28 protein-coding genes are annotated in these 25,214 nt (G+C 53.6%); 15 read left to right on the forward strand and 13 right to left on the reverse strand.

Features of this window, described 5'->3' with window-relative positions; translation table 11 throughout:
• From ACH518_RS07300 to ACH518_RS07335, 8 genes are read left to right on the forward strand one after another with little or no spacing between them, the layout of a single operon-like run.
• Entirely contained in the window at nucleotides 1-1,101 is a 1,101-nt protein-coding gene (locus tag ACH518_RS07300; RefSeq protein WP_445372422.1) for a protein-glutamate methylesterase/protein-glutamine glutaminase, read from the forward strand.
• The gene (locus ACH518_RS07305; protein WP_140913629.1) at nucleotides 1,101-1,847 is read left to right on the forward strand and encodes a flagellar motor protein; all 747 of its coding nucleotides are present in this window, start codon (nucleotides 1,101-1,103) and stop codon (nucleotides 1,845-1,847) included. The genes ACH518_RS07300 and ACH518_RS07305 overlap by 1 nt, the downstream gene beginning before the upstream one ends.
• A gap of 10 nt (nucleotides 1,848-1,857) precedes the next feature.
• The gene (motD, locus tag ACH518_RS07310; RefSeq protein WP_445372423.1) at nucleotides 1,858-2,751 is read left to right on the forward strand and encodes a flagellar motor protein MotD; all 894 of its coding nucleotides are present in this window, start codon (nucleotides 1,858-1,860) and stop codon (nucleotides 2,749-2,751) included.
• Nucleotides 2,748-3,551, forward strand: a complete 804-nt coding sequence (locus ACH518_RS07315) for a ParA family protein (RefSeq protein WP_445372424.1) — start codon at nucleotides 2,748-2,750, stop codon at nucleotides 3,549-3,551. Before motD ends, ACH518_RS07315 begins: the two co-directional genes overlap by 4 nt.
• Nucleotides 3,548-4,288 carry a chemotaxis protein CheW gene (locus tag ACH518_RS07320; RefSeq protein ID WP_445372425.1) on the forward strand — a complete coding sequence of 247 codons (741 nt, stop codon included), beginning with the start codon at nucleotides 3,548-3,550 and terminating at the stop codon, nucleotides 4,286-4,288. Before ACH518_RS07315 ends, ACH518_RS07320 begins: the two co-directional genes overlap by 4 nt.
• Before the next feature lie 24 nt (nucleotides 4,289-4,312).
• The gene (locus ACH518_RS07325; protein WP_054760137.1) at nucleotides 4,313-4,786 is read left to right on the forward strand and encodes a chemotaxis protein CheW; all 474 of its coding nucleotides are present in this window, start codon (nucleotides 4,313-4,315) and stop codon (nucleotides 4,784-4,786) included.
• Nucleotides 4,787-4,822: 36 nt separating this feature from the next.
• On the forward strand, nucleotides 4,823-4,996 hold the full coding sequence (locus ACH518_RS07330; RefSeq protein WP_445372426.1) for a hypothetical protein: 174 nt from the start codon (nucleotides 4,823-4,825) through the stop codon (nucleotides 4,994-4,996).
• Nucleotides 4,996-5,415, forward strand: a complete 420-nt coding sequence (locus ACH518_RS07335; protein WP_140913634.1) for a DUF2802 domain-containing protein — start codon at nucleotides 4,996-4,998, stop codon at nucleotides 5,413-5,415. The genes ACH518_RS07330 and ACH518_RS07335 overlap by 1 nt, the downstream gene beginning before the upstream one ends.
• Here the strand turns inward: ACH518_RS07335 and ACH518_RS07340 are convergent.
• From ACH518_RS07340 to ACH518_RS07365, 6 genes are all read right to left on the reverse strand, one after another.
• Nucleotides 5,412-6,260, reverse strand: a complete 849-nt coding sequence (locus ACH518_RS07340; protein WP_445372427.1) for a glycosyltransferase family 2 protein — start codon at nucleotides 6,258-6,260, stop codon at nucleotides 5,412-5,414. The genes ACH518_RS07335 and ACH518_RS07340 overlap by 4 nt on opposite strands.
• Before the next feature lie 8 nt (nucleotides 6,261-6,268).
• Nucleotides 6,269-7,075, reverse strand: a complete 807-nt coding sequence (locus ACH518_RS07345; protein WP_445372428.1) for a glycosyltransferase family 2 protein — start codon at nucleotides 7,073-7,075, stop codon at nucleotides 6,269-6,271.
• Between the two features lie 78 nt (nucleotides 7,076-7,153).
• Nucleotides 7,154-7,978 carry a glycosyltransferase family 2 protein gene (locus ACH518_RS07350; protein ID WP_445372429.1) on the reverse strand — a complete coding sequence of 275 codons (825 nt, stop codon included), beginning with the start codon at nucleotides 7,976-7,978 and terminating at the stop codon, nucleotides 7,154-7,156.
• A 29-nt stretch (nucleotides 7,979-8,007) separates the two neighbouring features.
• Nucleotides 8,008-9,306 carry an O-antigen ligase family protein gene (locus ACH518_RS07355; protein ID WP_445372430.1) on the reverse strand — a complete coding sequence of 433 codons (1,299 nt, stop codon included), beginning with the start codon at nucleotides 9,304-9,306 and terminating at the stop codon, nucleotides 8,008-8,010.
• A gap of 146 nt (nucleotides 9,307-9,452) precedes the next feature.
• On the reverse strand, nucleotides 9,453-10,391 hold the full coding sequence (locus ACH518_RS07360; RefSeq protein WP_445372431.1) for a hypothetical protein: 939 nt from the start codon (nucleotides 10,389-10,391) through the stop codon (nucleotides 9,453-9,455).
• Nucleotides 10,392-10,543: 152 nt separating this feature from the next.
• Nucleotides 10,544-11,644: a glycosyltransferase family 9 protein gene (locus tag ACH518_RS07365; protein ID WP_445372432.1), complete on the reverse strand. Its 1,101-nt coding sequence runs from the start codon at nucleotides 11,642-11,644 to the stop codon at nucleotides 10,544-10,546.
• A gap of 77 nt (nucleotides 11,645-11,721) precedes the next feature.
• Here ACH518_RS07365 and msbA point away from each other — a divergent pair, with 77 nt between their 5' ends.
• Nucleotides 11,722-13,473 carry a lipid A export permease/ATP-binding protein MsbA gene (gene msbA / locus ACH518_RS07370; protein ID WP_445372979.1) on the forward strand — a complete coding sequence of 584 codons (1,752 nt, stop codon included), beginning with the start codon at nucleotides 11,722-11,724 and terminating at the stop codon, nucleotides 13,471-13,473.
• A gap of 30 nt (nucleotides 13,474-13,503) precedes the next feature.
• Here the strand turns inward: msbA and pqqE are convergent, their stop codons facing one another.
• The 6 genes from pqqE to pqqA all read right to left on the reverse strand — a co-directional run bounded on the left by pqqE (nucleotide 13,504) and on the right by pqqA (nucleotide 17,309).
• Nucleotides 13,504-14,628 (reverse strand): pyrroloquinoline quinone biosynthesis protein PqqE, encoded by a 1,125-nt coding sequence (gene pqqE, locus ACH518_RS07375; RefSeq protein WP_140913641.1) that lies wholly within the window; start codon nucleotides 14,626-14,628, stop codon nucleotides 13,504-13,506.
• Nucleotides 14,606-14,878 carry a pyrroloquinoline quinone biosynthesis peptide chaperone PqqD gene (gene pqqD / locus ACH518_RS07380; protein ID WP_140913642.1) on the reverse strand — a complete coding sequence of 91 codons (273 nt, stop codon included), beginning with the start codon at nucleotides 14,876-14,878 and terminating at the stop codon, nucleotides 14,606-14,608. The genes pqqE and pqqD overlap by 23 nt, the downstream gene beginning before the upstream one ends.
• Nucleotides 14,879-14,911: 33 nt before the next feature.
• On the reverse strand, nucleotides 14,912-15,475 hold the full coding sequence (locus ACH518_RS07385) for a Uma2 family endonuclease (RefSeq protein WP_445372433.1): 564 nt from the start codon (nucleotides 15,473-15,475) through the stop codon (nucleotides 14,912-14,914).
• 1 nt (nucleotide 15,476) lies between these two features.
• Nucleotides 15,477-16,205 (reverse strand): pyrroloquinoline-quinone synthase PqqC, encoded by a 729-nt coding sequence (gene pqqC / locus ACH518_RS07390; RefSeq protein ID WP_445372434.1) that lies wholly within the window; start codon nucleotides 16,203-16,205, stop codon nucleotides 15,477-15,479.
• Nucleotides 16,206-16,217: 12 nt separating this feature from the next.
• On the reverse strand, nucleotides 16,218-17,129 hold the full coding sequence (gene pqqB / locus ACH518_RS07395) for a pyrroloquinoline quinone biosynthesis protein PqqB (RefSeq protein WP_445372435.1): 912 nt from the start codon (nucleotides 17,127-17,129) through the stop codon (nucleotides 16,218-16,220).
• 105 nt (nucleotides 17,130-17,234) lie between these two features.
• On the reverse strand, nucleotides 17,235-17,309 hold the full coding sequence (gene pqqA / locus ACH518_RS07400) for a pyrroloquinoline quinone precursor peptide PqqA (RefSeq protein ID WP_054760176.1): 75 nt from the start codon (nucleotides 17,307-17,309) through the stop codon (nucleotides 17,235-17,237).
• Nucleotides 17,310-17,735: 426 nt separating this feature from the next.
• Here pqqA and ACH518_RS07405 point away from each other — a divergent pair, with 426 nt between their 5' ends.
• The 6 genes from ACH518_RS07405 to pmbA are packed head-to-tail and all read left to right on the forward strand — an operon-like array spanning nucleotide 17,736 to nucleotide 23,554.
• Nucleotides 17,736-18,974 carry a multifunctional CCA addition/repair protein gene (locus ACH518_RS07405; protein ID WP_445372436.1) on the forward strand — a complete coding sequence of 413 codons (1,239 nt, stop codon included), beginning with the start codon at nucleotides 17,736-17,738 and terminating at the stop codon, nucleotides 18,972-18,974.
• Nucleotides 18,971-19,321 carry a DMT family protein gene (locus ACH518_RS07410; protein WP_445372980.1) on the forward strand — a complete coding sequence of 117 codons (351 nt, stop codon included), beginning with the start codon at nucleotides 18,971-18,973 and terminating at the stop codon, nucleotides 19,319-19,321. Before ACH518_RS07405 ends, ACH518_RS07410 begins: the two co-directional genes overlap by 4 nt.
• 38 nt (nucleotides 19,322-19,359) lie before the next feature.
• The gene (locus ACH518_RS07415; protein ID WP_445372437.1) at nucleotides 19,360-20,217 is read left to right on the forward strand and encodes a 23S rRNA (adenine(2030)-N(6))-methyltransferase RlmJ; all 858 of its coding nucleotides are present in this window, start codon (nucleotides 19,360-19,362) and stop codon (nucleotides 20,215-20,217) included.
• A gap of 11 nt (nucleotides 20,218-20,228) precedes the next feature.
• The gene (locus ACH518_RS07420) at nucleotides 20,229-20,693 is read left to right on the forward strand and encodes a hypothetical protein (RefSeq protein WP_278209587.1); all 465 of its coding nucleotides are present in this window, start codon (nucleotides 20,229-20,231) and stop codon (nucleotides 20,691-20,693) included.
• Between the two features lie 36 nt (nucleotides 20,694-20,729).
• Nucleotides 20,730-22,166 (forward strand): metalloprotease TldD, encoded by a 1,437-nt coding sequence (gene tldD / locus ACH518_RS07425; RefSeq protein WP_140913649.1) that lies wholly within the window; start codon nucleotides 20,730-20,732, stop codon nucleotides 22,164-22,166.
• Between the two features lie 56 nt (nucleotides 22,167-22,222).
• A complete protein-coding gene (gene pmbA, locus ACH518_RS07430; RefSeq protein WP_445372438.1) occupies nucleotides 22,223-23,554 on the forward strand; it encodes a metalloprotease PmbA in 1,332 nt (443 codons plus the stop codon).
• A 138-nt stretch (nucleotides 23,555-23,692) separates the two neighbouring features.
• Here pmbA and ACH518_RS07435 read toward each other — a convergent pair whose 3' ends face one another.
• Nucleotides 23,693-25,165 carry an MATE family efflux transporter gene (locus tag ACH518_RS07435; RefSeq protein ID WP_445372439.1) on the reverse strand — a complete coding sequence of 491 codons (1,473 nt, stop codon included), beginning with the start codon at nucleotides 25,163-25,165 and terminating at the stop codon, nucleotides 23,693-23,695.
• Nucleotides 25,166-25,214: the final 49 nt, after the last annotated feature.

Below are 25,214 nucleotides of genomic sequence, written 5' to 3' on the forward strand. Positions count from 1 at the left end.
ATGGCCATTCGGGTATTGGTAGTCGATGATTCCCATTTCATCTGCCACAGAATCACCGAAATTCTGGAAGAAGACCAAGAATTCAAAGTAGTGGGCGTGGCCCACGACGGGCGGCAAGCGGTCGATATGGCGGCAGCGCTACAGCCGGATGTTATTACCATGGATGTGGATATGCCGGTGATGGACGGTATTTCCGCCGTCAAGCGCATCATGAGTACCCGGCCGGTGCCGATTCTGATGTTTTCGGCTATGACTCAGGTTGGTGCCAAGGCGACGCTGGATGCGCTTAGCGCCGGCGCCATTGATTTTCTACCCAAGCAATTGGAGGACATCGATGCCAACCGGGAAACCGCCCGCTACCTGTTGCGGTACCGGGTCAGAATGGTCGCGGGACAGGGAGTGAAACTGAATTCTGCTAAAACGAACGGTGAGACCGGCATCAGCAGAGACAGCGGTTTCCTGACCGGGACCCGCACGCCGGTTGCCGGCAAAGATTTTGGGTTGGCGGCCAAACCGACGCCAGCCGGACACGGCAAAGTCGATCTGTTGGCCGTCGCCGCTTCGACCGGAGGGCCGGTGGCTATGCAATATGTGTTGAGTCGGATTCCGGCTGACTGCTCGTTGCCGATCCTGCTGGTGCAGCACATGCCGCCCAACTTCACTAAGAGCTTTGCCGAGCGACTGAACTCGCTATGCAACATCGAAGTCAGAGAGGCTCAGGACGGCGATATGCTACAACCCGGACTGGCGCTGTTAAGTCCCGGCGCCGCACAAATGCAACTCAAACAAACGCCGGGCTCCCGCCAAATAACCTTGCGGCCCAAACAATCCGGCGAAATCTACAGCCCCAGTGTCGATATCACATTTAGCTCGTTGGCCGATAACTTCAATGGCCGGGTGTTAGCTGTGGTGCTGACCGGCATGGGGGCTGACGGCAAACTCGGCGCGATGAAATTGCGCCAGCACGGTGCGCAGATTTGGGCGCAGGACGAAGCCAGCAGCACGATTTACGGCATGCCGAAAGCGATTGCCGAAGCCGGGCTGGCCGATCATGTTTATTCACTGGACGAGATTGCGAACCAATTTAACAAATTGCACTGATGGATATTCTTAGCGTTCTGGGGGTTTTGATCGGGTTTGCCGCGATAATCGGCGGCAATCTGATGGGCGGCGGCGAGATCGGTGCCCTGGTCAATTTTCACGCCTTCGTCATCGTGGTGGGCGGGACTTTGGGGGCGACCTTGCTGCAATTTCCGCCCAAGGTGTTTCTGCGCAGCATGCGCATTTTGGCTTGGATTTTTATGCCGCAAAATCTGCAGTTGAAAAAACAGATCGATAAGATCGTGCGTTGGAGCACTCTGGCCAGAAAAGAGGGCTTGCTCGGTTTGGAAGCCGTCATCGATAGCGAAAAAGACACCTTCGCCAAAAAAGGCCTGCAACTTTTGGTAGACGGCAACGAGCCGGAAGTGATTCGCGATTGTTTGGAAGTGGAGTTAACGACCAAGGAGCACTTGGATAATCAGGCCGCCCGCGTATTCGAGGCCATGGGCGGCTACGCGCCGACCATCGGCATTATCGGCGCGGTAATCGGCTTGATACACGTGATGCAGAATTTAGCCAAACCCGAGTTATTGGGCAGCGGCATCGCCACCGCATTTGTGGCGACGATATACGGCGTCGGCCTAGCCAATTTGCTGTTCATTCCGATCTCCAATAAGCTGAAAAGTCTGATTTTCGAGGTCTCCCAAGCGCGAGAGATGGTGATCGAGGGGATTTCTTCGATTGCCGAAGGCGAAAACCCGCGCAACATCGAGCTGAAGTTATCCGGGTTCTTGATAGAAAAGTAGGGAATTGGGAATGAGCCGGCGCAAACGCGTTAAATCTTCGCTACCGACCGACAACCATGACCGCTGGATGGTGTCGTACGCCGATTTTGTCACCTTGTTGTTTGCGTTTTTCGTCGTGATGTATTCGATTTCGTCAGTCAACAAAGGCAAATACGAGACATTTTCCGAATCGTTGGATCAGGCATTATTTCACAACGAGAAAGTTGAGAAGGAAGCGGAGCCGATCCAAATCGGCACCATTCCCACCGCGATCCAGCCGATCGAGCTGCCAAATCTGGCCACCGCAGAAGAGCGCGAACTCAGCGAAGAAATATTGCAGGAAAAGCAGCGGTTGAGCGAGGTTTCCGAACAATTTCAGGGGGCTTTGCAGCCTTACGTCGAGAGCAAACTGGTTGGTATTAAAAAGCACGATTTTTGGGTCGAGCTGGAGATGAATAGCGAATTGCTCTTCGCCAGCGGTAAGGCTGAATTATCGAGTAAAGCACTTCCGGTGCTGGCCAAGGTGGCGGAAGTCGTGCGCGACGTGCCAAATGTCATAAACGTTGAGGGCTACACCGACAATGTGCCGATTTCCAGTGGAATATATCCGTCGAATTGGGACCTGTCCTCGGCGCGCGCCACCAGTGTGGTTAAGGAGTTGGTGAAAAATAATATCCCGGCCACGCGTTTATCGGCGGTCGGCTATGGAGAATTCCATCCTATTGCCGATAACAAAGATGAAGACGGGCGGTTCAAGAATCGTCGGGTGGTGTTGGTTTTGATGTCGCAAGCCTTTGCCCGTTATGGCATGTCGGACGACGAGCGAGCCAGAGCATTGAATTTGGCGCCGCAGTCGGACTCGTCATCGCCAACTCCCGAGCCCATTACCGAAAGCGCACCGGCGGCACCGGTACCACAATTATGAAGATCTGGTCTGTTTCCAATCAAAAAGGCGGCGTCGGCAAAACGACTACCGTGGTGACGCTGGGAGGCTTGCTATCCTCCTGGGGGTTCCGGACTTTACTGGTGGATTTAGACCCGCACGGCTCCTTGAGTAGTTATTTCGGGATCAACCCCGAAGAAGTCGAGTTGGGCGTTTACAATCTGTTTCTCGATGCCAGCGAAAAGAAGAAGAATATCGATCCCCAGGTGTATGTCGCCAAGACCCGCTTCGACGGTATCGACGTGTTGCCGGCCGCTACGGCGATCGCGACATTGGATCGGCAGGTAGCGGCGATCGGCGGAATGGGCTTGGTCGTTTCGACCGCACTACACAAAATGGACGACCGCTACGATTACGTAATTATCGACAGCCCGCCGATGTTGGGTGTGCTGATGATCAACGCCTTGGCGGCTTGCGACCATCTGGTGATTCCGGTGTTGGCCGAATTTTTGGCGCTTAAAGGTTTGGATCGGATGGTGCATACCATCAAAATGGTGTTTCACTCGCGTAAAACTCCGCCCAAGTTCACCATTGTGCCGACCATGTTCGATAAGCGGACCAAGGCCGCCCGCGATAGCTTGGCAGCGTTGTACCAGCAATATCCGGAAAATGCTTGGCGGTCGGTGATCCCAGTGGACACCAAGGTCAGGGATGCCAGCCAAGCGGGGGCGCCGCTGCCGCTGTTGGATAAAAATGCGCGGGCAGCCGAAGCCTATACCGAATTGTTGGAATTGTTATTGCTTGAGAAAAGTGGAGACAAAACCTTGGCGCCGCGTTCATGAAGCAAAAATCTCCTCCCAGTATCGTCAAACAGCAACTTGCGCTTGACGTATATCTGCAGACTCTACTCGACGACGTACCCGATGCGGACGAAAATTTTGAGCTTGAGGCGCTAGCTAAGCCCACAGAAAAACCGGTAATCGTCGCAACGCCGTCTTCCAAACCACTTGCCGGGGCGACGCTGCCGCAGCCGGTGGTGCGGCCATTGGAAAAAGTGGTTCCGACGCGAAAGGTTCGACCTAGCACCACGCTTGTCGCCACTGAAAATCCGGCTAAACTTCAAGCGTTGTCGGTAATGCCGGATTGGTCGCAGTACGAGTTTCAAGCGTTGTTTTTCAAAGTCGACCAGCTGATATTGGCTACTCCACTGGTTGAATTGGCTCGAACGATCAAAATCGATCGCAGGCCCAGCCAAATTCCCGGCCAGCCTTCCTGGTTCCTGGGGTTGGTCGACGAACACGACAGCCGGATCGGCGTGTTGGATACCAGCCAGTTAATCTTCGGTAAAAGCCGCGCCAGGATGCGAAATTTCGAAGATTCTCCCGCTAGCCGCATCTTGATTACGCAGGACAAGAGATGGGGTTTGATCTGCGACGAAATATTGTCTATCGGTAGAGTCAAGCCGGACGGTGTTCGTTGGCGCACGGCCAGGCAAAAAAAGCCGTGGTTAATCGGTACGGTAATAGACGAACTGACAGCAATTGTCGATGTTAAACAATTGGTGCCACATCGAAAATAATTTAACTGCCTTTGGATGAACAAGATGAGTGAAGATAGAAAACAAGGCGATCCAGTGATGCAATGGGTGACTTTTTGTCTGGGCGATGAAAAGTACGGTATCAATGTGATGCAGGTTCAGGAGGTATTGCGGATTACCGAGATTGCGCCGGTACCGGGTGCTCCTTCCTACGTTCTGGGAATTATCAATTTGCGCGGCAACGTGGTTACCGTGATCGATACCCGCAACCGGTTCGGTTTGCCGTCGAAAGAGACTGACGATGCCTCCCGGGTGGTGATTATCGAAACTGATCGGCATATTATCGGTATCTTGGTGGACAGCGTGGCCGAAGTGGTAGAGATGCGCGCATCGGAAATCGAAACCGCCCCTAACGTCGGTAACGAAGAAAGCTCAAAGTATATTCAAGGCGTGACTAGTCGCGATAACCAGCTGTTGATCTTGGTGGATTTGAACAAATTCCTCAGTGACGACGAGAAGGCTGAGTTGGATATGTTTTAGTAGGAAGCTACCGGCTGAATAGGGTGGGAGGGCTTTATGACAGAGATCGCGCCGATAACAGCTTATCCGCCGGTAACTGCGCCCTTGAAAGTGGAACGAGAGCCGCGCGACAAGCGTAACCCGGATAAACGGCCGCCGCGCGCAAAGGCAGAGCGCGGCCAAAACGATGCGAACCAAGGTCCCGCCGAGCACATAGACGAAATAGTGTAATGACCGATTACTTAGTTTGGGGTTTGGCGGCAAGCGTGTTGGTTACCTTGGCCGTGTTACTGCGCCTGATCGGTAACCAAAAACGGCTGGAGCAGGAGCTCAAGCTTTTGCAAGAGCGTTTGCAGCGCAGCAACGAGGATCTGGCGGGGTTGTGTTCGGCTGCCGTCGCGGTAGACCGTAGGTTGGCGGCCAACGACAATCGGCTTGACACGATTGCGGATCGAGTGAACAGACCGGCTCCTGCTGCGCCGTATCAGCACCATTCCGTCCAGGATGAGCCTGCTTCAGCTCAAGGGTACGAAGATGTCATCCAAAAAATTCGCCGTGGGGCCGAGATAGACGAATTAGTCAGAGATTGCGGCCTGACCCGAGATGAGGCTTTGTTGTTGATGCGCCTGCACGGTGGTAGTAAGCGTTAACGGCTATCGTTTATTTCTTCCAAATGTTGCCTGACGCCGCGTTCGGCAAGAATGATTCGCGGATCGGCAACTCGTTCCAACAGCCGCCGATAATTTTGGTCGTGCTGGCTTCTGTCGTTGTAGGGATGCCAAAGGTGTAGCACCGGCACGGCAAAGCGGCCCTCCTTGCGTTTGCAGCCGAAGTGAATCAAGCGAATCACCAAATCGGAATCTTCATATCCCCACCCTTCGAACTTTTCATCGAAACCGTTAACGGCCAGAAAATCGGATTTCCACAGCGCAAGGTTGCAGGTCATGGCTTTTTCCCAACCGTAGGGATTGAGGTAACGCCAAGTGTGAAACGTTAGGTTGATCAAGGGTAGCAAGCGGTTTAGTTGCCGTTTGAGCCACAAGCCGATGAAAAAGACCAATGGCTTGAGGTGTAACGCCGCGTTGCCGTTCAAGGCATCTTCGGTACCCTGGGCGTTGATGAGCAATCGGTTGCCGGGCACGAAATACCCGGTTTCGGCCAGCAGCCGGTGTCGTGCGATAAAACTCGGAAAGGCGATGCAATCGCCGTCCATAAATATTAGATAGTCGCCGTTGGCATTAGCCGCCGCCTTATTGCGAATGGTGCCGGCGCGGAAGCCCTTGTCTTCATGCCAGATGTGGCGGATCGGTATCGGGCTGGCCTTACCTTCCCGCTCGATTAGCTGGCTGGTGGCTTCGCCAGACCCATCATCCGCGACTAGGACTTCGAAATTTCTATCCAATTGGTCTTGCAGGCTGCGCAAACAAGCAAGCAAAGCAGGAGGCCGGTTGTAGGTGGTGACGATGACGGAAATCAATTGCGGGGCTTGCGACATGGCTTGGTTTATCGCTCGTCAGGCGTCCAATTCATTGTCGCGGTAGCTGCTTTTGCGTAGCGGTAAAAGGTGCCCTCGAAATTGCCCAGTGCCAAGACGAATCCGGCCCAGCCGTCGAGAAAGCCGAGTTTTAAGACGTAAATTCGAAAGAACGCCCATAAGCCGTGCAACAGAGCCGTCGTCATAGTCGGGTGTTTACCCGCACGTTCCAATTTGCGTGCCCCTAGTGTCGAATAGCGCTGCATCTTGTGTATTAGTTGTTCCAGATTCAGAAACGGCACCTGGATGATCGCCGAATTGAAATAGCCAATATTGCCGTTTACCGTGAAGCCTTCGTGAACTTCGGCATGATCGTCGAAAACCATGGCTTGCTTGCGGAACAACTGCGGTTGCCGATAATCCGGATACCAGCCGCAATGCTCGATCCAGCGGCCCATGAACCAGTTGCGGCGCGGTACATAGTAAGCATCTGCCTCGGGAGCGGATAACAGGCGCTCGATTTCGGCCCTTGCCTCCGGCGTGCAGCGTTCGTCGGCGTCCAGGCTGAACACCCAGTCGTGGCTGCAGGCGGCAATTGCGTCGTTACGCAACTTACCGAAGGTTGTGAACGGGATTTGTTGCACGGTTGCACCCAAGTCGGCGGCTATTGTCGCAGTGCTGTCGGTGCTGTTCGAGTCAAGCACCAGCACTTCGTCCGCCCACAGCACACTCTGCACCGCGGCGGCGATTTTGTCGGCCTCGTTATAGGCGATGATGTAGACGCTCAGCTTCGAACGAGGCCCGGTTTGAACGTGATTGGCGGATGTTTCTGTCATAACGTGGCCGTAAAAATCTATTGATGGTGCTTTGAGCTAAGGTCTAAGGCTTGGTAGCGAATTTTGGTCAATGCCACGCTATTGCCAGTTAAAGTCGCCGTTGAGCCGAATGCCATGCATGGTCATGCCGAATTGCGCCAGCTCGCTGTCACGCCATTGATTGGCTTGGCGGATACGGGCCATTTTCCCTAATTTCCGTTCCAGCCAGCTTTGCTGCAGCAGACGGTAATTGTAGCGGTTGCCCAAGCCTTGTTTGTCGGATAAGCCCCGTTCCTGCTTCATTGCGGTTTGGGTTACCGACCCGTAATGGTGTAGCCAGGATGCGCCGGTGATCGCACAAGCAATGCCGGCTTTCTCGGCCTCGTGGAAAAACAGAGTATCTTCGTAGCCGAGTAATTTGGGTACCGGTTGAAAATAGCCGATTTCGCGCCAGACCGAATCGTGGATTGCCAAACAGACGGCATGTTTTCCGCTCAGACGTAGCGCATTGACCATTTTTAGCGAGGCATGGCCGGCAAACTCGTCGAAGTCGTAATCCAGCTTGCCTTCCACCAATGCCGGTGAAATGATTTTCAGCCGATTTTGCTCGGCGGTTTCGATCAGGTTTTCCAGCCAATTGGCGCTGACCAGCACATCGTTATTCATCACTACGGTCCATTCCGCCTGGAGCGCCAGGGCGCCCTGGTTCCAGGCCACACCGCAGCCGAGGTTGGATTTGTTCAGGATCAATCCGCCGAGATCCAGTGTGCTCAGATAATCGCACGTGCCGTCGCTGGACCCGTTATCCACGATCACCAAGCGTTTTAGATCCAAGCCGTGTCTGACCATGCTGTCGATGCATTGGCGTGTATAGTCGATTTGGTTGTAGCAGGCGAAAGTGATGGCGTATTTATCGGGTTTCATGCGTTCGAATGATAGGGAGCGGGCAGATGTTAATCGCGCGGGGTTTGGGTTTGGGCCGATATGATTTGCGCCGAAATTCCGGCGATGATCAGGCCGTAAAAGGAACTGGTGTATTTAAAGGTCAGCACTTCGCTGCTGATACTGCATAAAATCAGGCTGCCGACGTACGCCAAGCCTAAGTGGCTGGCAAATTTTGACTTTTCCATGTGTCTGTTTCGCCAGAAAATTGTAAGAGGAACCAAGAATAAAGCCACTACGGAAATCCCGCCCATCACTCCCGAGCGCACTAAATTTGCCAGTAGTTCGTTATGTGGACCGTTATAAAGCATGGTCTCGGTCGCTTCGTTGCTGGCAAACGCTCCTATCCAAGGCGCATGAAGATACGCTTGAAAATTGTGGTCGCCATATCCTTTTAAGGGATTATGTTTGAAGAGCTCCCAGGTTATTTGCCACATCGTCAGTCGCAAGCCGGTTGAGGTTTCGGTGTTGCTGCCGTTGAGCCAGGAGCTTAATTCGTAAATGCCACTGAATATTCTGTCGAGAGTGTAAGGCTTTAATAAACAAACAACGGCGAACCCGGTAATGGTCAACAACCCCAGATAACACAGAGTTTTACGCGGTAAATTCTTCCGGTTTAAAACCACCCATAAAACCAGTAAAGGCGGTATTGCAATCCAGCTGCCGCGTGTGCCGGAACCCAGAAGCAGATAAATGCCGGCCAGGGCTCCGGCAATTTGGTACACCAAGAGTTTGAGGCTAAGTTTATCGGCTTGGGTTTCTATGCTGAACAAACAAAAGGCTGTCAAAACCAAGGTATAGGTACCGAATTCGGTGGGGTCTACAGCCGGCGTGGCGAATCTGCCGATCCAGCGTTCCAATACCTCCGGGTGAGAATAAACGACCGGAATCAAAATGAACAATGCGATTGGCGCTGAAAGAGTAACGATTTTGGAAAAGTTAAGTTTTATATGTAAAAAATAGAACAATACCGGAATGCAAAGCAATATCCGGAACGGGCCGTCGTAGGGTTTAAGTGCCCATTCTTGTCTTAATGTTTGGCTGATGAATATTGCCAGCATCGGTAATGTCATAACGACAACGAACGGCAATATCGAGTTTATATGTTTTTCGCTGCTGGCGCCGTTCCATGCCTTCTTAAAAAAAACAAGCGCAGGGATTAACAATAGGAAAACTGTAATATTGGTCCAGCTTCGGACCGATAAATAAGCAATGATGCTGCTGGCGGTTAATACGATAACCGGCCAATCAAACCAAGATAGCATGGGATTTTCGATAAACTGGTTGCGAGTTATATCGATTTTTCGCATTGGTTTTTGCATTACGCTGTATATATTATCCAAGACCTGGCCTTTTGTTATTGTTCTGCTGAGTCAGAATTTGGTGAATTTGGTTCGGTGTGGCCCATACTTATAGTACTAAACTCGGTATCCGCAATATCGGGCCGGCTGGAAGGTTATTTTTGTTTCTCTAAAAAATAGTCGGCTATTTGCTTTCGAAAAATATTGGGTTCGCTTTTTAAGTATGCGCGATAGCTGTCGAAGTTGCGGTTATGAGTTGTAAAATCGGCCAATATGTCTGCGGCCAATTTTGAAAATTCCGCGACGAATCCGGCTTCAGAGCTATCCAATTTATAGTGCCTGGGGATTGGCAGGTCGACATCGTTACCGGCCGATCCTAGGAGGCCGGTGATCAGGCAGCAGCCGTGCATAGCCGCTTCCCTCGGCATCCGGTCTCGGCCCGGATGGTGACCGAAGTCGATGTAGAGTTTCGCCGCATACAACTGTTGTGACAATTGCTCGCGGTCAAGTCCTTTGAGTGGGACGAATTGCCATTGCGGATTCGCCGCAATCAATTTATCCGTTACCTTCTTACCTTTATTCGGGTTGTACAGGATGATGTCCCGTTTGGTGCTGGCGTACGCCAGATGGTTATCGTTCAAAAAATCTTCGTTGATGGAGTCGATCAACGGTATCGGTTCGATGCCGCACTGATTGAGATATTCGGTTGCGTGTTGGGTTTGCGAGAAATGGATCATATGCTTCAAGGATTTTGCCCCCCTTAGTGGCCGTCGTCCTTGAAATACGCGTTTGATATAACGCACCTTATCGTGTAGTGGCCAGATATGGCGCCGTTCCAGAAAGTTTTCCAGGGACAACCACCAGATTGCCGCTTTGGCATAGCGTACTTTATCGGCTAATTGCGGATAAACCTCCGGAAAAATAATCAGGTTGCCGGCCGCATCTTCGTAATTGGCTACCGGGGCCGTATATCGCAGGTAGGGCTCCGGTGTGCTTGCCGCCTGGTCGAACGGCAAATAAGTAATGTACGCCGGCAAGCCAAGCTGGTTCATGTGATCGACCAACTGGTGCAAAGCTTCAGGTCCGCCGGTCACGGCACCTGCCGGGCATACGACTAATATTTTATTGAATCTGGTCACTGTGATTATCTGTAGGGTCGATTGTTACAATCAAACTTTACATGGTTGTGAATAAAGTTTATCCGATTGGTACGGTAAATGGAGGCCAAACGGCAGCGTCTGGCGTCTTATATGCTCGGGCGGTTTTGCTTCAAAGCCTCGGCAACGGTGTCGATGACTTTATCTGCCGGCAGCCGGTCCAGGCATTCGCTGTGGCTATTGCGGTGGCGGTCGCACCCCTCCAGTTGGCATGGGACGCAGTTGCGCTCGGAAAATCCCTGCAACAAGTAAACGTTAGCGATGCGTTTGCTGCCAACCTTGAAAAACGGGCTGGTTGGTCCGGCATAGCCATATGGCCACGGTGCCCATTTTTTCGGGTCGGTCGGACCGTATAAAGCGATGGTTTGGGTGCCGGTGGCGGTAGCGAGATGGGTGATACCGGTATCCGGCCCGATAAACAGCGCCGCTTGCGCGATCAATTCCGCCAACTGAGCCAGGGACAGTTGGCCGGCCATATTGGTTACAGGGAAGGCCAAGTGTTGTTGCAGTTCACGCAAGCTTTCCAATTCGGCCGGTTGTCCGCTACCGGTCAGTACCACCTGATAGCCTGACCGATTCAAAAATTCCATTAGGCTAAGCCAACCGTCGCGGTGCCATTGCTTATAACGCCACTGCGGCATAGTGTGCAGTACGACGTAAGGTTTTGTTGGCGGATGCGGCATTGGCTTTGAACTGCGCGGCGGGGTTAACCGGTAGCTGGGTTCGATGTTCAACACCCTGCAGAAGCGCAGGTTTTCCAATACGGCATGATCGTAATCGGCGCCGAATACCAGCGTTCGGTCCAGCAACAGATTTTTCCACCAAGCTTTACCTGCTTCGTCCGGCACAAAACCTAGCGCCGTCTTGCCCGCGGCACGCGCGATCAAGGTCGGGCGGTCGCCGGCTTGGGTGGAGATCGCCAAATCATAGTTGCGGCGGATGCTGAACAGCAGTTTTACGAATTGGCTCAGGCTAGGTTTGCTCGGCAGTCGGATCAATTGGCGGATATCCGGGTTGCCTTCCAGCATGCCGGCGTTGGCGGCGGGCAGCAATACGTCGATTTCGGCATCCGTATAGGCTTGTTTCAAAGCGCCGATCAGCGGGGTAACCAGTAAAGTGTCGCCCAAGTAACGCAAGGTTATTACTAAAATGCGTTTCGGATGTATATTGAGCGGCTTTTGGTTTGGCATTGAGCGCTGGTTGATCGACATAAGCGCACATTTTAAAGGTAAATATATTGGACACGTTACAAAATTCGCAACGCACGATGACCGATAGTCAGGTTTACCGGCGCTTGCTGAAGTTCGTGCTGCCCTACTGGCGCTTGTTTTTGCTGGTGGCAGTTGGCTTTGCGATTTATGCCGGTACCGAGCCGGCTGTGGTGATGATCATTCAACGCATCATAGACAGCTTCGGTGCTCCGGACCGTTCGAGCATCCAATATTTGCCGCTGGCGTTTGTGGTGCTGTTTCTGGTACGCGGCATCGGCTCTTTTTTGGGGAACTACTATCTAGCAAGGATCTCCGGCAATCTGATTCATAAATTGCGCTGCGAAATCTTCAACCAATATACGCGCCTGTCGGTCCAGTATTTCGATAGCCACAACAGCGGCTATATGATTTCGCGGATCACCAATAACATCGGCGAAGTGACCAGAGCGACGTCCGATTCGATCCGTTCCTTCGTGCGGGAGGGCTTTACCGCGCTGGGACTGCTGGCTTATCTGGCTTATACCAATTGGCAATTGTCGCTGGTGTTCCTGGCGCTGGCGCCGGTGGTGGCGACGATGGTGCGCTATGTAGGTAAACGCTTAAAACGTTTGAGCCGCAATATGCAAGATACCGTCGGCGACTTGACCCAAATAACCTCGGAAACCGTGGCCGGCAACCGCATCGTCAAAAGCTTTGTCGGCGAGCCTTACGAGCGGCAGCGCTTTAAAGCCGCGAGTCTGGAAAACCGGGCCCAGCACCGCAAGTTGATGATGACGATTTCGCTGAACAATCCGTTGATGCAATTGGTGATTTCCTTTGCCTTGGCTGGCATGATGTATCTGGCCTTGATCATGATGAAGTCATCCAGCCCTGGTGAGTTCGTTGGTTTCTTTACTGCGGCCTTTTTGTTGCCTAAACCGATCCGCCAATTGAGTGACGCCAATTCCGAAATCCTGCGCGGCATCGCCGCCGCCGAGTCGTTGTTCGAGGTGCTGGACGAGCCGGCGGAGATTGATGAGGGCGATGTAGAGATCGATCGCTGCCAAGGTCGAATCGAATTTCGGAATTTAAGTTTTCGTTATCCCGGCAGCGACACGCCCGCTCTGAATGGCATCGATCTGACCATTGAGCCCGGACAGACCGTGGCCTTGGTGGGTGCTTCCGGCGGCGGTAAAAGCACGTTGATCAATCTGTTGCCGCGTTTTTACGATTATGCGGAAGGCGAAATTCTGATCGACGGCGTCGAACTGAAGCGGTATCGGTTGGAAAGTTTGCGTCGGCAGATTGCGTTGGTCACGCAAAACGTCACCTTGTTCAACACCTCGGTCGCCAACAATATCGCCTACGGCGCATTGCAGGGCGCGGAGCGGAGCAAGATCGAGCAAGCGGCGATCGACGCCTACGCGATGGATTTCATTGCCCGCATGCCGCTGGGCCTGGATACCGAGATCGGCGAAAACGGCGTGAAATTGTCCGGCGGCCAGCGCCAGCGTCTGGCACTCGCCCGCGCCTTGCTGAAGGATGCGCCGATTCTGATTCTGGACGAAGCCACCTCGGCGCTGGATACCGAATCGGAACGCTATATTCAAGCGGCATTAAATCGGGTGATGCAAGGCCGGACGACCTTAGTGGTAGCGCACCGTCTGTCGACTATCGAAAATGCCGATGTGATATTGGTGATGGATAAGGGGCGAATTGTCGAACAAGGCTCCCATCGGGATTTGCTGGCGAGGGAGGACGGCGCCTATGCGAAATTGCACAAGATGCAATTTCAGGATGTGGCCTCCTCCGGCTCGGCCGAAACCTGAGCTGGGCATCGGCTGAGCAATCTTGGGCTATTAAAACTGCCGCGAGTTTTTGGAATTACGGAACACCAGCGGCTTTTCGTTGCCGGGCAACGACGCGGCGCGGGCTGAGGCGATTGCTTCGTCTATGCGATGCCGCTCTGGCGATTTGGAGCAAACCGGATCGGTGCTGTACATGTCGCCATTAAACAAATAGGCCTGACAGCGGCAACCGCCGAAATCCTTGTGTTTTTCGTCGCAGCTGCGGCAAGGCTCCTGCATCCATTCGGTGCCGCGGAAGAAATTAAAGGTTTTCGATTCGTTCCAGATTTGTTCGATGCTGTAATCCTTGACGTTGGGGCAGTCCAGTCCCGGCAATTCGCGAGCGGAATGGCAGGGCAGCGCGGTGCCGTCCGGAGCGATGGTCAGAAACGTCGTGCCCCAGCCGTTCATGCAGGCTTTCGGACGGTCTTCGTAGTAATCCGGCACCACGTAATAAATCTTCATTTTGCCGGCGACTTTTTCTTTATAGGCCTGGGCAATTTTCTCGGCTTCCTCGAACTGTTCTCTGGTCGGCAGCAGCGCATCGCGGTTGATGTGGGCCCAGCCGTAGTATTGGGTATTGGCCAGTTCCAGATAATCGGCGCCGAGGTTTTCGGCCATTTCCAGAATTTGCGGCATTTGGTGGATGTTTTCGCGGTGAATCACCACGCACAACACCATCGGGTAGCCGTGTTTCTTGATTAAACGTGCGACTTCCTGTTTTTGCTCGTAGGTCGCGGTGCCGGCGATGTGGTCGTTCAGTTCCTGGGTGCTGGCCTGGATGCTGATCTGGATGTGATCGAGGCCGGCCTGTTTCAAATCGACGATTTTCTGTTCGGTCAGGCCGTAGCCGGAGGTGATCAGATTGGAGTAATAACCCAGCTCGCGGGCATGGCCCACCAGCTCTACCAAGTCTTGGCGGGTGAGCGGCTCGCCGCCGGAAAAGCCCAGTTGCACCGCGCCCATTTTTCGGGCTTGACTGAGTACCCGCTTCCAGTCGTCGGTGCTTAGTTCTTCAGGATATTTGGCGTAGTCCAGCGGATTAGAGCAATACGGGCATTGCAGCGGGCATTTGTAGCTCAGTTCCGCCAGCAGCCAGCGCGGCGGGGTAATGTCAGCCTTGTTTGATCCAGCCATTTTGCAGGGCGATGTTCAGAAAGTTGTGGATGTCGTTGCTCAAGCCGCTGGTTTCGAATTTGGCTTCCAGTTCGGCGACGATTTGTGCCGAGTTATGGACGCCGTCGCACAGCTTGAGGATTTCCGCCGAGCTTTGGTTCAGTTCGACCATGCCTTCCGGGTAAAGAATCACGTATTTTTGCTGGGCTTCTTCCCATTGCAGGCGGTGCAGCGGCGAGAATTGCAGGATTTGGTCGGGGTTGATCGTCATTGGGCTTCGGATTTGGAAAAGGTGATTGCCGGTTTACGCGGCTTCGATGTCTTCAAAAATTTCCGCCATTGGCAGGCTCACGCCAAGGCTGATCAATTCGCAATCGGCTTCGCCGACGTAATCGTGCAACAGCCAGTCATTGTCGGCAGTGCGGCGGAAGCATTCCACGCGGCGGGCTTCGATATCGACGATCAGGTATTCCTTTAGCGAATCCAGCTTGCGGTAGGCGACGAACTTGCCGCCGCGGTCGTAGTCGGCGGTGGAGTCGGACAACACTTCGACGACGAGCGATGGGTTTGAAATATAGTGTTGGTTACCCAAGTCGCCGGGGTGACAGGACACCATCACGTCGGGGTAGAAAAATGCGTCTGCCGCTTCGACCTTCAATTTCAGATCAGTGACGTAAGGCCGGCATGGCGTGCCGCGCAAACGTTGTTTTAACGCGGCGAAAATGTTGCCGGCAACGACAGCATGATCCTGCCGCGCGCCGACCATGGCAAACACCTCGCCGGCGACGAATTCATGCTTCTCGGCCTGGGTTGCTTCCCAAGCCAGGTAATCTTCGGCACTGAAACGTAGTCGCTCGGCGGTTTGCATGTTATTGCTCGATATTGAAATAGGGCGGCATGTCGGCGACGTAGGCCAGATACATCGCGTCGGCCATGGTCCATAACACGTCAAGCTTGAATTTCAGGATGTCCAGCATACGCTCTTGTTGCTCGCGGGTCTTGTACCAGTCCAAAGTCAATTCAAGACCATGTTCAACGTCGCGGCGCGCCTCGGTCAAGCGTTTACGGAAGTAAGCATAACCTTCCGGTTCGACCCACGGATACACGTCCGGCCAGTTGTCCAGGCGCTGTTGATGGATTTTCGGCGCGAATAGTTCCGTCAGCGACGAGCTGGCGGCTTCGTGCCATTCGGCGCGGCGGGCGAAATTGACGTAGGCGTCCACGGCAAAACGCACGCCGGGCAACACATGTTTCAGTGATGTAATGTCCTCGCGACTCAAACCCACTGCGATACCAAGTTGTATCCAGGCCTCAATGCCGCCGGTGTCGCCGGGATGGCCGTCGTGGTCGAGTATGCGCTGCACCCATTTGGCGCGCGTCTCGCGGTCCGGGCAATTGGCCATGATGTTGGCGTCCTTGATCGGAATCATGACTTGGTAATAAAAGCGGTTGGCGACCCAGCCTTGCAATTGTTGCTTGGTCAGCTTGCCTTCGTTCATTAGCACATGCATCGGATGATGAATGTGGTAGTACTTTTCCATGCCGCGCAATTTGGCTTCGAATTCTTCGCGGCTCCAGGGTTGATTATCAGCAGTCATGTAACACCTTTGTTATAAGTCGATTTCCAAACCGTCGTAAGCCACTTCGATGCCGTTGGCAGCCAGGGTTTTACGCTCCGGCGAATCTTCGTCGAGAATCGGGTTGGTGTTATTGATATGAATCAAAATCTTACGAGCGTTTGGCACGCCGTTCAACACTTCGATCATGCCGCCGGGGCCGGATTGCGGCAAATGGCCGATTTCGCGGGCGCGTTTCTGGCTGATGCCGCGCGTGACCATTTCGTTGTCGGTCCAGAAGGTGCCGTCCACCATCAGGCAGTTAACGTTTTGCATGGCCTTGAACACATGCGGCTCGATTTCGCCGAGGCCAGGCGAGTAATACAGCTTTTTACCGGTCGAGATTTGCTCGACGATGACGCCAATATTGTCGCCGTCGTGCGGATCGTGGCGGTGGGGCGAATAGGGCGGCGCCTTGCTTTTTAACGCGTGGGCGTAGATGCGGATGTCGTCGATGCCGGGAATTTCGAACGGCGTTTCGTCGCAGGCAATCGGATGATGGTTGACGGTGCAGTAATCCTTCAGCATCGTGAACAGCGGAAAACCGGTTGTCAAATCTTGTCTGACCATCTCGGTGCAATACACGTTTAAGGGCTTGCCTTCGCGCAGCATCAGCATGCCGGTAGTGTGGTCGATCTGGCTGTCGATCAGCAGGACGGCCTTAATGCCGGTATCGCGAATGCCTTCTTTAGGCTGAATCGCAGGAAAGGCTTCCAGTTGGGCGCGGATATCGGGCGAAGTATTGAACAGCAGCCAGTTGCGGTTGTCGGTGCTGATCGCAATCGACGACTGGGTGCGGGCTTTGCCGTTGAATTCGCCTCTGCGGTAACGGCCGCAATTGTCGCAATTGCAATTCCATTGCGGGAAGCCGCCGCCGGCGCCGGCGCCGAGAACTCTGATTTTCATGTCGGATTCGGATTGGTGAACGAGCGCCGCATGATACGGGATTGAAAAACGCCAGGCAAAAAAAAGGGGCAGGAATTTGCCCCTTTTTGTGGTCAACCGTAATAATTAACGGTTGTAGATGTACATGGTAACTTCAAAACCGAAACGCATGTCGTTGTAAGCTGGTGTTTCCCATTTCATTTGTATACCCTCCAGAGGTTTTGTTGTTGTGTGCGATAGCTTGGTCGAGAAAGCTGCACCGAAGTATACGATGAAGTTTTTCTTTGCGCAACCAAGCGGATTCGAGACTATCGGCACGATTCCGAGCTGTTTTCGTTCCGAAAAGTTCCCGGTTGGTTACGCCGCTTGCAATGCCTTGGAAGCCTTATCAGGCAGGGTGGGGTGTTGCCCGTTGGGCTGAGTCGGGGCTCGCGTATTTGATTCGCTGGTGTAGAAAAAAGGTCCGGGCTGGTTGGGGAGATTAACAGCTCAGCGAAAGTCGGCGTATGAGGCTAGGGCTGAATCACTCTCGGTGGCGTTTTCAGAGATTTCCGCAGGTGGAATAAGCCGGACGCTATGCTGGCGACTCATTTATACTGTGCGTTTTTTAGTGCGGATTTGTTGGGTATGAAAACATATCTGGTCGGCGGCGCGGTGCGTGATCGTTTACTGGATTATCCGGTCGAGGAGCGCGATTGGCTGGTGGTCGGCGAAACGGCCGAGGCGATGGTGGCGCGCGGTTTTCGGCCGGTAGGAAAAGACTTTCCGGTATTTTTGCATCCGGAAACCCACGAAGAATATGCTTTGGCCAGGACCGAGCGCAAAACCGGCATGGGTTATAAAGGCTTTGCCGTGCATGCCGATCCTGACGTGACCTTGGAAGAAGATCTGCAGCGGCGCGATTTGACGATCAACGCGATGGCAATCGGCGACGATGGCGTACTGATCGATCCGTTTTGCGGCCGGCTTGATTTAGAGCAAAAGCTGTTGCGGCATGTATCTCCCGCGTTTAGTGAAGATCCCGTTCGGATTTTACGTGCGGCACGCTTTGCTGCACGCTACGCGCATCTGGGATTTCGCGTGGCTGACGAAACCATGATGTTAATGAAGCATATGGTTGCTGCGGGCGAGGCTGATTACTTAGTGTCGGAGCGGGTCTGGGCGGAGCTGCATAAAGCACTGTTGGAGCGTACGCCTCAGGCGTTTTTTCAAGTTTTGCGGGACTGCGGTGCACTGGGCGTTGTGTTCCCCGAGATCGATGCCCTGTTCGGTGTACCGCAACCGGAAAAATACCATCCGGAAATCGATACCGGTGTACATGCCTTAATGGTATTGGAGCAAGCCGTTCGTCTGTCTGCGAAAGCCGAGGTGCGTTTGGCTGCGCTGTTGCACGATTTGGGCAAGGCTTTGACGCCCAGAGAGCATTGGCCCAGTCACCACGGTCACGAAAAAAAAGGTTTGCGGGTGTTGGAGCGCTTTTGCGAACGTTTGCGGGTTCCCAAACCCTTCAAAAGTTTGAGCATGCAAGTCATGGAATACCACACGCATTGCCATAGGGCCCTGGAACTACGTTCGGATACCTTGACCGATATGTTGCAAGCGATAGCGGCCTTCAAACCTGAAAATCGGCTCGACGAGTTTTTGTCGGCCTGCGAGGCGGATGCCAGAGGACGCAGCGGCTTCGAAGACCGCAGTTATCCTCAAGCCGAATACATTCGTGGCGCGGCGGCAGCGGCTGCCGGCGTGGACACTGGAGCGGCCTTGCGGCAAGGGCTGCAAGGCGAACAGATCGGGGCGGCGATCCGCCGGTCGCGAATACAAGCCGTCGACGATTTTAAGAAATGCTACCAATCGGCCGTTTCATGAATGCCGTGCTGATTTCCGCCGGCCTTCTCGTTTGCAGTAACGTGTTTATGACTTTTGCCTGGTACGCGCACTTGAAGGAGTTGAATGGCCAGCCTTGGATGGTGGCGGCGCTCCTGAGCTGGGGCGTGGCTTTGTTCGAGTACCTGTTGCAAGTTCCGGCGAATCGCATCGGCTATAGCTCGCTTAGCCTGGGGCAGTTGAAGATTATGCAGGAGGTGATCGCGTTGGGCGTGTTCGTGCCGTTCTCGGTGTACTACATGAAGGAGCCGTTGAAACTGGACTATCTCTGGGCCGGATTGTGTTTGCTCGGGGCAGTGTTTTTTATCTTCAGGGCCAAATTCAATTAAACGTATACGGCAGCCGCCGGCACCACGGATATCCAAATATGCTCAGTTACCGACACGGTTTTCACGCCGGCAATTTTGCCGATGTTTTAAAACATAGCCTGCTGGCCTTGACCGTTGCGGTGTTAAAACAAAAGTCCAAGCCTTTTGTTTACATCGATACTCACGCCGGCGCCGGCAAGTACTCATTTAAATCGGAATTCGCCGAAAAGACCGGCGAGTATCGGCAAGGTATCTCCAGGGTGTGGCGCGAGCCTGAGCCTCCCGCCGAGTTGCACGATTATCTGGCGGCGGTGCGCGCCGAAAATACCGGCAGGCAATTGGCGCGTTATCCCGGTTCCCCGCAATTGGTTAAGCGCTTGGCCCGCCCCCAAGATCGGTTATTATTGTCGGAATTGCACGGCTCGGACGTTGCCGCGTTGCAGCAATTGTTCGCCGGGGACAAACAGGTAAGCGTCACTAAGGAAGACGGTCTGCAAATGTTGCCGAAAAAGCTGCCGCCGATTCAGCGCCGCGGATTGATTTTGATCGACCCCAGTTACGAGATGAGAGACGAATATAAAAAAGTGGTCGCTACTCTGGTCAGTGGCCATCGGCATTTCGCCACCGGAATCTTTGCGGTCTGGTATCCCGTTATCGAGCGGGCCGCAACCGAAGCTTTCATCGGTAAACTGGCCGGAAGCGGTATTCCCAAACAGTTACGCATCGAACATTGTGTTGCTGAAGACGGTGCTGGAAGAGGAATGACGGGGTCTGGCATGCTGTTTATCAATCCGCCGTGGTTGCTGGCAAGCCAAGCAGAAACGCTGCTGCCTTGGTTGGACCGGGTTCTGGCCGACGGCGCAGGACGTTGGAAAGTCGAGTGGACGGTGCCCGAGACCGGCGCGGACGGCGTGTAGCGGAATTAGCCATGTTGAAAAAGAATCTCGACCTGATCATCGTCGGTTGCATCGCTTTGGCGCTGGTCATGTACGACGTGACGCTGGAATTGCTGGGGGAGTTGATGCATCTGCTGTTCGAAGGTCTGCACGTGGCTTTCGAATACGTCGAGTTGGGAATAGAAGAAGCGGTCGAGTTGGTTTTTCACATTTTGGATATCGGCGAAATTGTCGAATATTTGTTCGAATCCGATCGCCACGGCAGTCAGGTCGTGACGTTTTACATCCTGCTCTCGATTTTCGGTTTCGGATTTTACAAATTGTGGAAGACTCTGCCGCGGTTACACGCTTTTTTAAAGCAACGGCTACTGAATATCTGGGTCCGGCGCAAAACCGAGTTGCAACTGTATTGGTTGTCGCTCACGACGCGTAACAAAGTGACCCTCGCACTAACCGCATTGCTCGTCGCTTACATCGCGTCGTTTTTCGTGATGTAGCCGGACGCGCTTTACCATCCCGTTTCGAGCTATCTGATGCCATTAGAACAAGTCAAGCAATCCATTTTGGCCGGCAACGGCCTGCAAACTCAGGATATCGATCGAGTCATGTCCGCGTTGCTGAGCGCGCCGGTCGATGCCGCCGATATCTATTTTCAGTCTAGCCACTTCGAATCCTGGTCTTTGGAGGGCGGGATTATCAAGGAAGGCAGTCATTCGATCGAGCACGGCGCCGGGGTGCGCGCCGTCAGCGGCGATAAAACCGGATTTGCCTACAGCGATCGGATCGAGTTGCCGATTTTGCTGGAAGCGGCCAATAACGTGAAAGCCATTGTCCGCCATGGTCAACAGGCGCAGCGCAAGGTGGATACCTTTCGCGCAGCGCCGTGTCTGTACCGCCCCGTGAATCCTTTAAAGTCTTTGGACGATCGGCAAAAAATCGAACTGTTGATGCGCGTCGATCGGGAAACCCGAAAGTTGGATTCGCGCATCGAAGAAGTCATGGTCAGTCTGATTGCTGCCTATGACCACGTGCTGATCGCGAATCAAGACGGCTCGTTGGCGGCCGACATTCGGCCGCTGGTGCGAATGAATGTCACGGTGATCATGGCCGAAAACGGCCGGCGCGAGCAAGGCAGTATGGGCGGCGGCGGCCGCTGCGACTATTCCTATTTTCTGGAGAGCGACCGCGGCCTGGAATACGGCAAAGAAGCGGTCCGTCAGGCGCAAGTCAACTTGCAGGCTGAGGAAGCCCCCGCGGGTAATATGACCGTGGTTTTGGGTTCCGGCTGGCCGGGGATTTTGTTGCACGAGGCCATCGGTCATGGCTTGGAGGGGGACTTCAATCGCAAGGGGACTTCGGCTTTCAGTGGCCGAGTCGGCGAGCGGGTGGCTTCCGATCTGTGTACCGTGGTGGACGACGGCACGTTGCAAGGTCGGCGCGGTTCGTTGAACATCGACGACGAAGGGACGCCGACTGAAAATACCGTGTTGATCGAGAAGGGCATTCTGAAAGGCTACATGCAGGATAAGTTGAATGCCCGGTTGATGGGGGTGGCGCCGACCGGTAACGGCCGCCGCGAATCCTATGCCCATCTGCCGATGCCGCGCATGACCAACACTTACATGCTGCCAGGACAGAGCGATCCGGAAGAGATTATCGCCTCGGTGAAAAAAGGCCTGTACGCGCGCAACTTCGGCGGCGGCCAAGTGGATATCACTTCCGGCAAGTTCGTGTTCTCGGCCAGCGAAGCGTACCTGATCGAAAACGGCAAAATCACCCGGCCGGTGAAAGGGGCGACGCTGATCGGCAACGGTCCCGACGTATTGACCAAAGTGTCCATGGTCGGCAACGACATGGCGCTGGATAGCGGCGTCGGCACTTGCGGCAAGGACGGCCAAAGCGTTCCGGTCGGCGTCGGCCAGCCGACGTTGAAAATCGACGGCTTAACGGTTGGCGGTACCAGCGTCTGAAATACAGGGTGCAGCCATTCGGCTTGTGCGCGTAACGACTAAACAAGAGATTTGCCGTGCAAAATCAGGAAGAAATCAATCGTTTGAAAAATGTGGTTCAACAATTGTTGGACGAAGCCAAACTACAGGGAGCCACTGCCGCAGAAGCGGCATTCAGCGTGGACAATGGGCTGTCGGTGTCGGCTCGACTCGGGGAAGTGGAAACCGTGGAGTACCACTGCGATCAAGGCATTGGCGTCACCGTGTATTTCGGCAAAAGGAAGGGCTCTGCCAGTACCAATGACATTTCCGGCGAATCGTTGAAGGAAACCGTCAAGGCGGCGTGCAGTATCGCCCACTACGCCAGCGAAGACGAGTTTGCCGGCCTGCCCGATCCCGAGCGGTTGGCTACGGAATTTCCCGATCTCGATTTAAACCATCCGTGGCAGCTCAATGCCGAGCAAGCTATCGAGCTGGCGATCGAGTGCGAAAACGCGGCGCGCAGTTATAGCTCTGTGATCAGCAACTCCGAGGGGGCTTCAGTCAATACCCATCAGGGCACACGGGTGTTCGGCAATTCATTGGGTTTTTTGCAGGGTTACCAGTCCAGCCGGCACTCCTTGAGTTGCTCGGTACTCGCCGGCAGCGGCGACGCCATGCAACGAGACTATTGGTATAGTGTGGCGCGTAACCCGAGTGATCTGGAAGCTGCCGCACAAGTCGGCGGAAAAGCCGCGCAACGTACGCTAGCGCGGTTAGACGCCCGGCCTCTCGGCACCCGGCAATGTCCGGTGTTGTTTGCGCCGGAAATGGCCTCCAGTTTGATCGGAGCGTTGCTGGGCGCGATCAGCGGCGGTAGTCTGTACCGGAAGTCATCTTTTTTATTGGATAGCCTCGGAACGCAAATTCTGCCGGAGTTTGTGCGGATACACGAGCAGCCGTTGTTAAAGCGGGCGTTGGGAAGCGCGAGCTACGACGCGGAAGGTGTCGCGACCCGGGCTCGAGACATCGTCAGTAGCGGTATTTTGCAATCTTACATACTCAGTAGCTATTCGGCGCGCAAGTTGGGCATGCAAACTACCGGTAACGCCGGCGGGGTACATAATCTGATTGTCGAGCCGGGCGACCGCGATTTCGCCGAAATGTTGCGGCTGTTGGGCACCGGCTTGCTGGTCACCGAACTGATGGGGCAGGGCGTGAATCGGGTGACCGGCGATTATTCCCGCGGCGCGTCCGGGTTTTGGGTCGAAAACGGCGTTATCCAATACCCCGTCCAAGAAATCACCATTGCCGGCAATTTAAAGTCCATGCTGCGCAATATCGTGGCGATCGGCAACGACGTTGATCTGCGCGGCAATGTCCGGGTCGGCTCGATTTTGCTTGAGCAAATGGCGATTGCCGGCGAATAAGCTTAGCCTTTGAAAAGCAGCAGGACCTTAAAACTTTCGTTGGGCCGCTGCAGATTTGCAGCGGCCTTGTAAATCAAGAGATTCAGGTACGGTGGCGTTAGCGCCCAGGGATGTAAATCCTTAGGGTTACACGAACAGCTAACGCACGTTTTCGTACCTTTGGACTTCAATCTGCTTAGCCCTCTCAGAAAGCATTAAAAAGCTTACTGCGCTTAGCATGCCTGAGATCAATCCTCCAATCGCTATAATGGAAAAAAGGACGTCCATGTTCTGGTGATAAAGAAATACAATGATGGAGCCGCATGCAGCGAATGCAAAGCGCGTAAAAATTGCGGTTATCGGCCAGAACACTTTGCCCGCGCCTTGCCCGGCAAAATAAAACGCAAATAGAAAGGCAACCATACCGTACACCGGCCCGACTGCTTTTAGGTACTTTTCACCAACGAACAGAACATCCGTCGAGCTAGTGAACAAGTTCATCCAAATGCCTGGATGGTATGCCAAGGACAAACCGACCAGTTCAACCATAGCGCCAACAAACAGGGCATTGAGTAACGCCGCTTGCCTTGCTCTTTTGATATTGCCGGCACCGATGTTGGTACCCACTATCGTCAATACCGCTGTACCAAACCCAAACATGACCGGTATTAGCAAATACTCCATACGCGAGGCAATGCCATAGCCAGCCAAGGCCGGTACGCCAAAAACACCGACCACCGAGGTAATCGCGGTCACCGACAAGTTGGAAAAAATAGCACTGAGTGATGACGGCAAGCCGACGGCCAAAATTTGCTTGAAATAGTGATAACGAATTCGGTGCCGCCGTAACCGTAAAATACTGCTTGACGAGCGCATGTAACCAATAATTAAAAGCAGTGAGGCAGCATTGCAAATCAGTTGGGCATAGCCCGCACCTGCAATTCCTAACTTCGGCGTACCCAATAGTCCCAATATCAATACGGGCGATAGTAATAGACAGGCTAGGACATTTCCCAGCGTTATCAACGCAGGCACTTTGACATTGCCTGCCCCGCGTAAAGCAGACTGCAGCAATATATAAACCCAGTTAATGGTGGCCGAACCAAACAGTATGTCCGAATAAAGCAGTGCTTGTTGTAAGGCATCTCCGGTTCCACCCAGCGATGCGTAAATCGGGCGGCCAAATACCAGTAGCACAAGGGTAAATAGCCCGCCAAATGCGATACCTATCAAGGTAGCGTGATAGGCCAATCGTTCCGCACTTTCTATATCACTGGCACCGATGGCTCGAGCGACTGCGGAAGATACTCCCCCGCCTATGCCTCCATTCGACATCATTATCATCAACATAACCATCGGTATCACCAATGATGCGCCCGCAATCGAATCTACCCCTAACGAACTGACAAAATAAGTTTCTGCAACGCTAACCAGTGCCGACAGAAACATGACGCCAACTGTCGGCAATGCCAATTTAACCAATACCGGAAACAAGGGGCCCGATAAGATCATCGTCACATGTTTTTCCCTGTTTGATATCAGTTTGGACTGGATTTTCAGCTGTGAGCAATCATCACTATTTCCGTGCTGGACTTGCTGATCGTTTAATTTTGAAAGCCTTGGCTTTTTCATGTAATGGTTTAGAAGTTATCTTGAATGAAGTCAGGCCTGGAGATACCAA

Source organism: Methylomonas sp. HW2-6 (assembly GCF_052474525.1).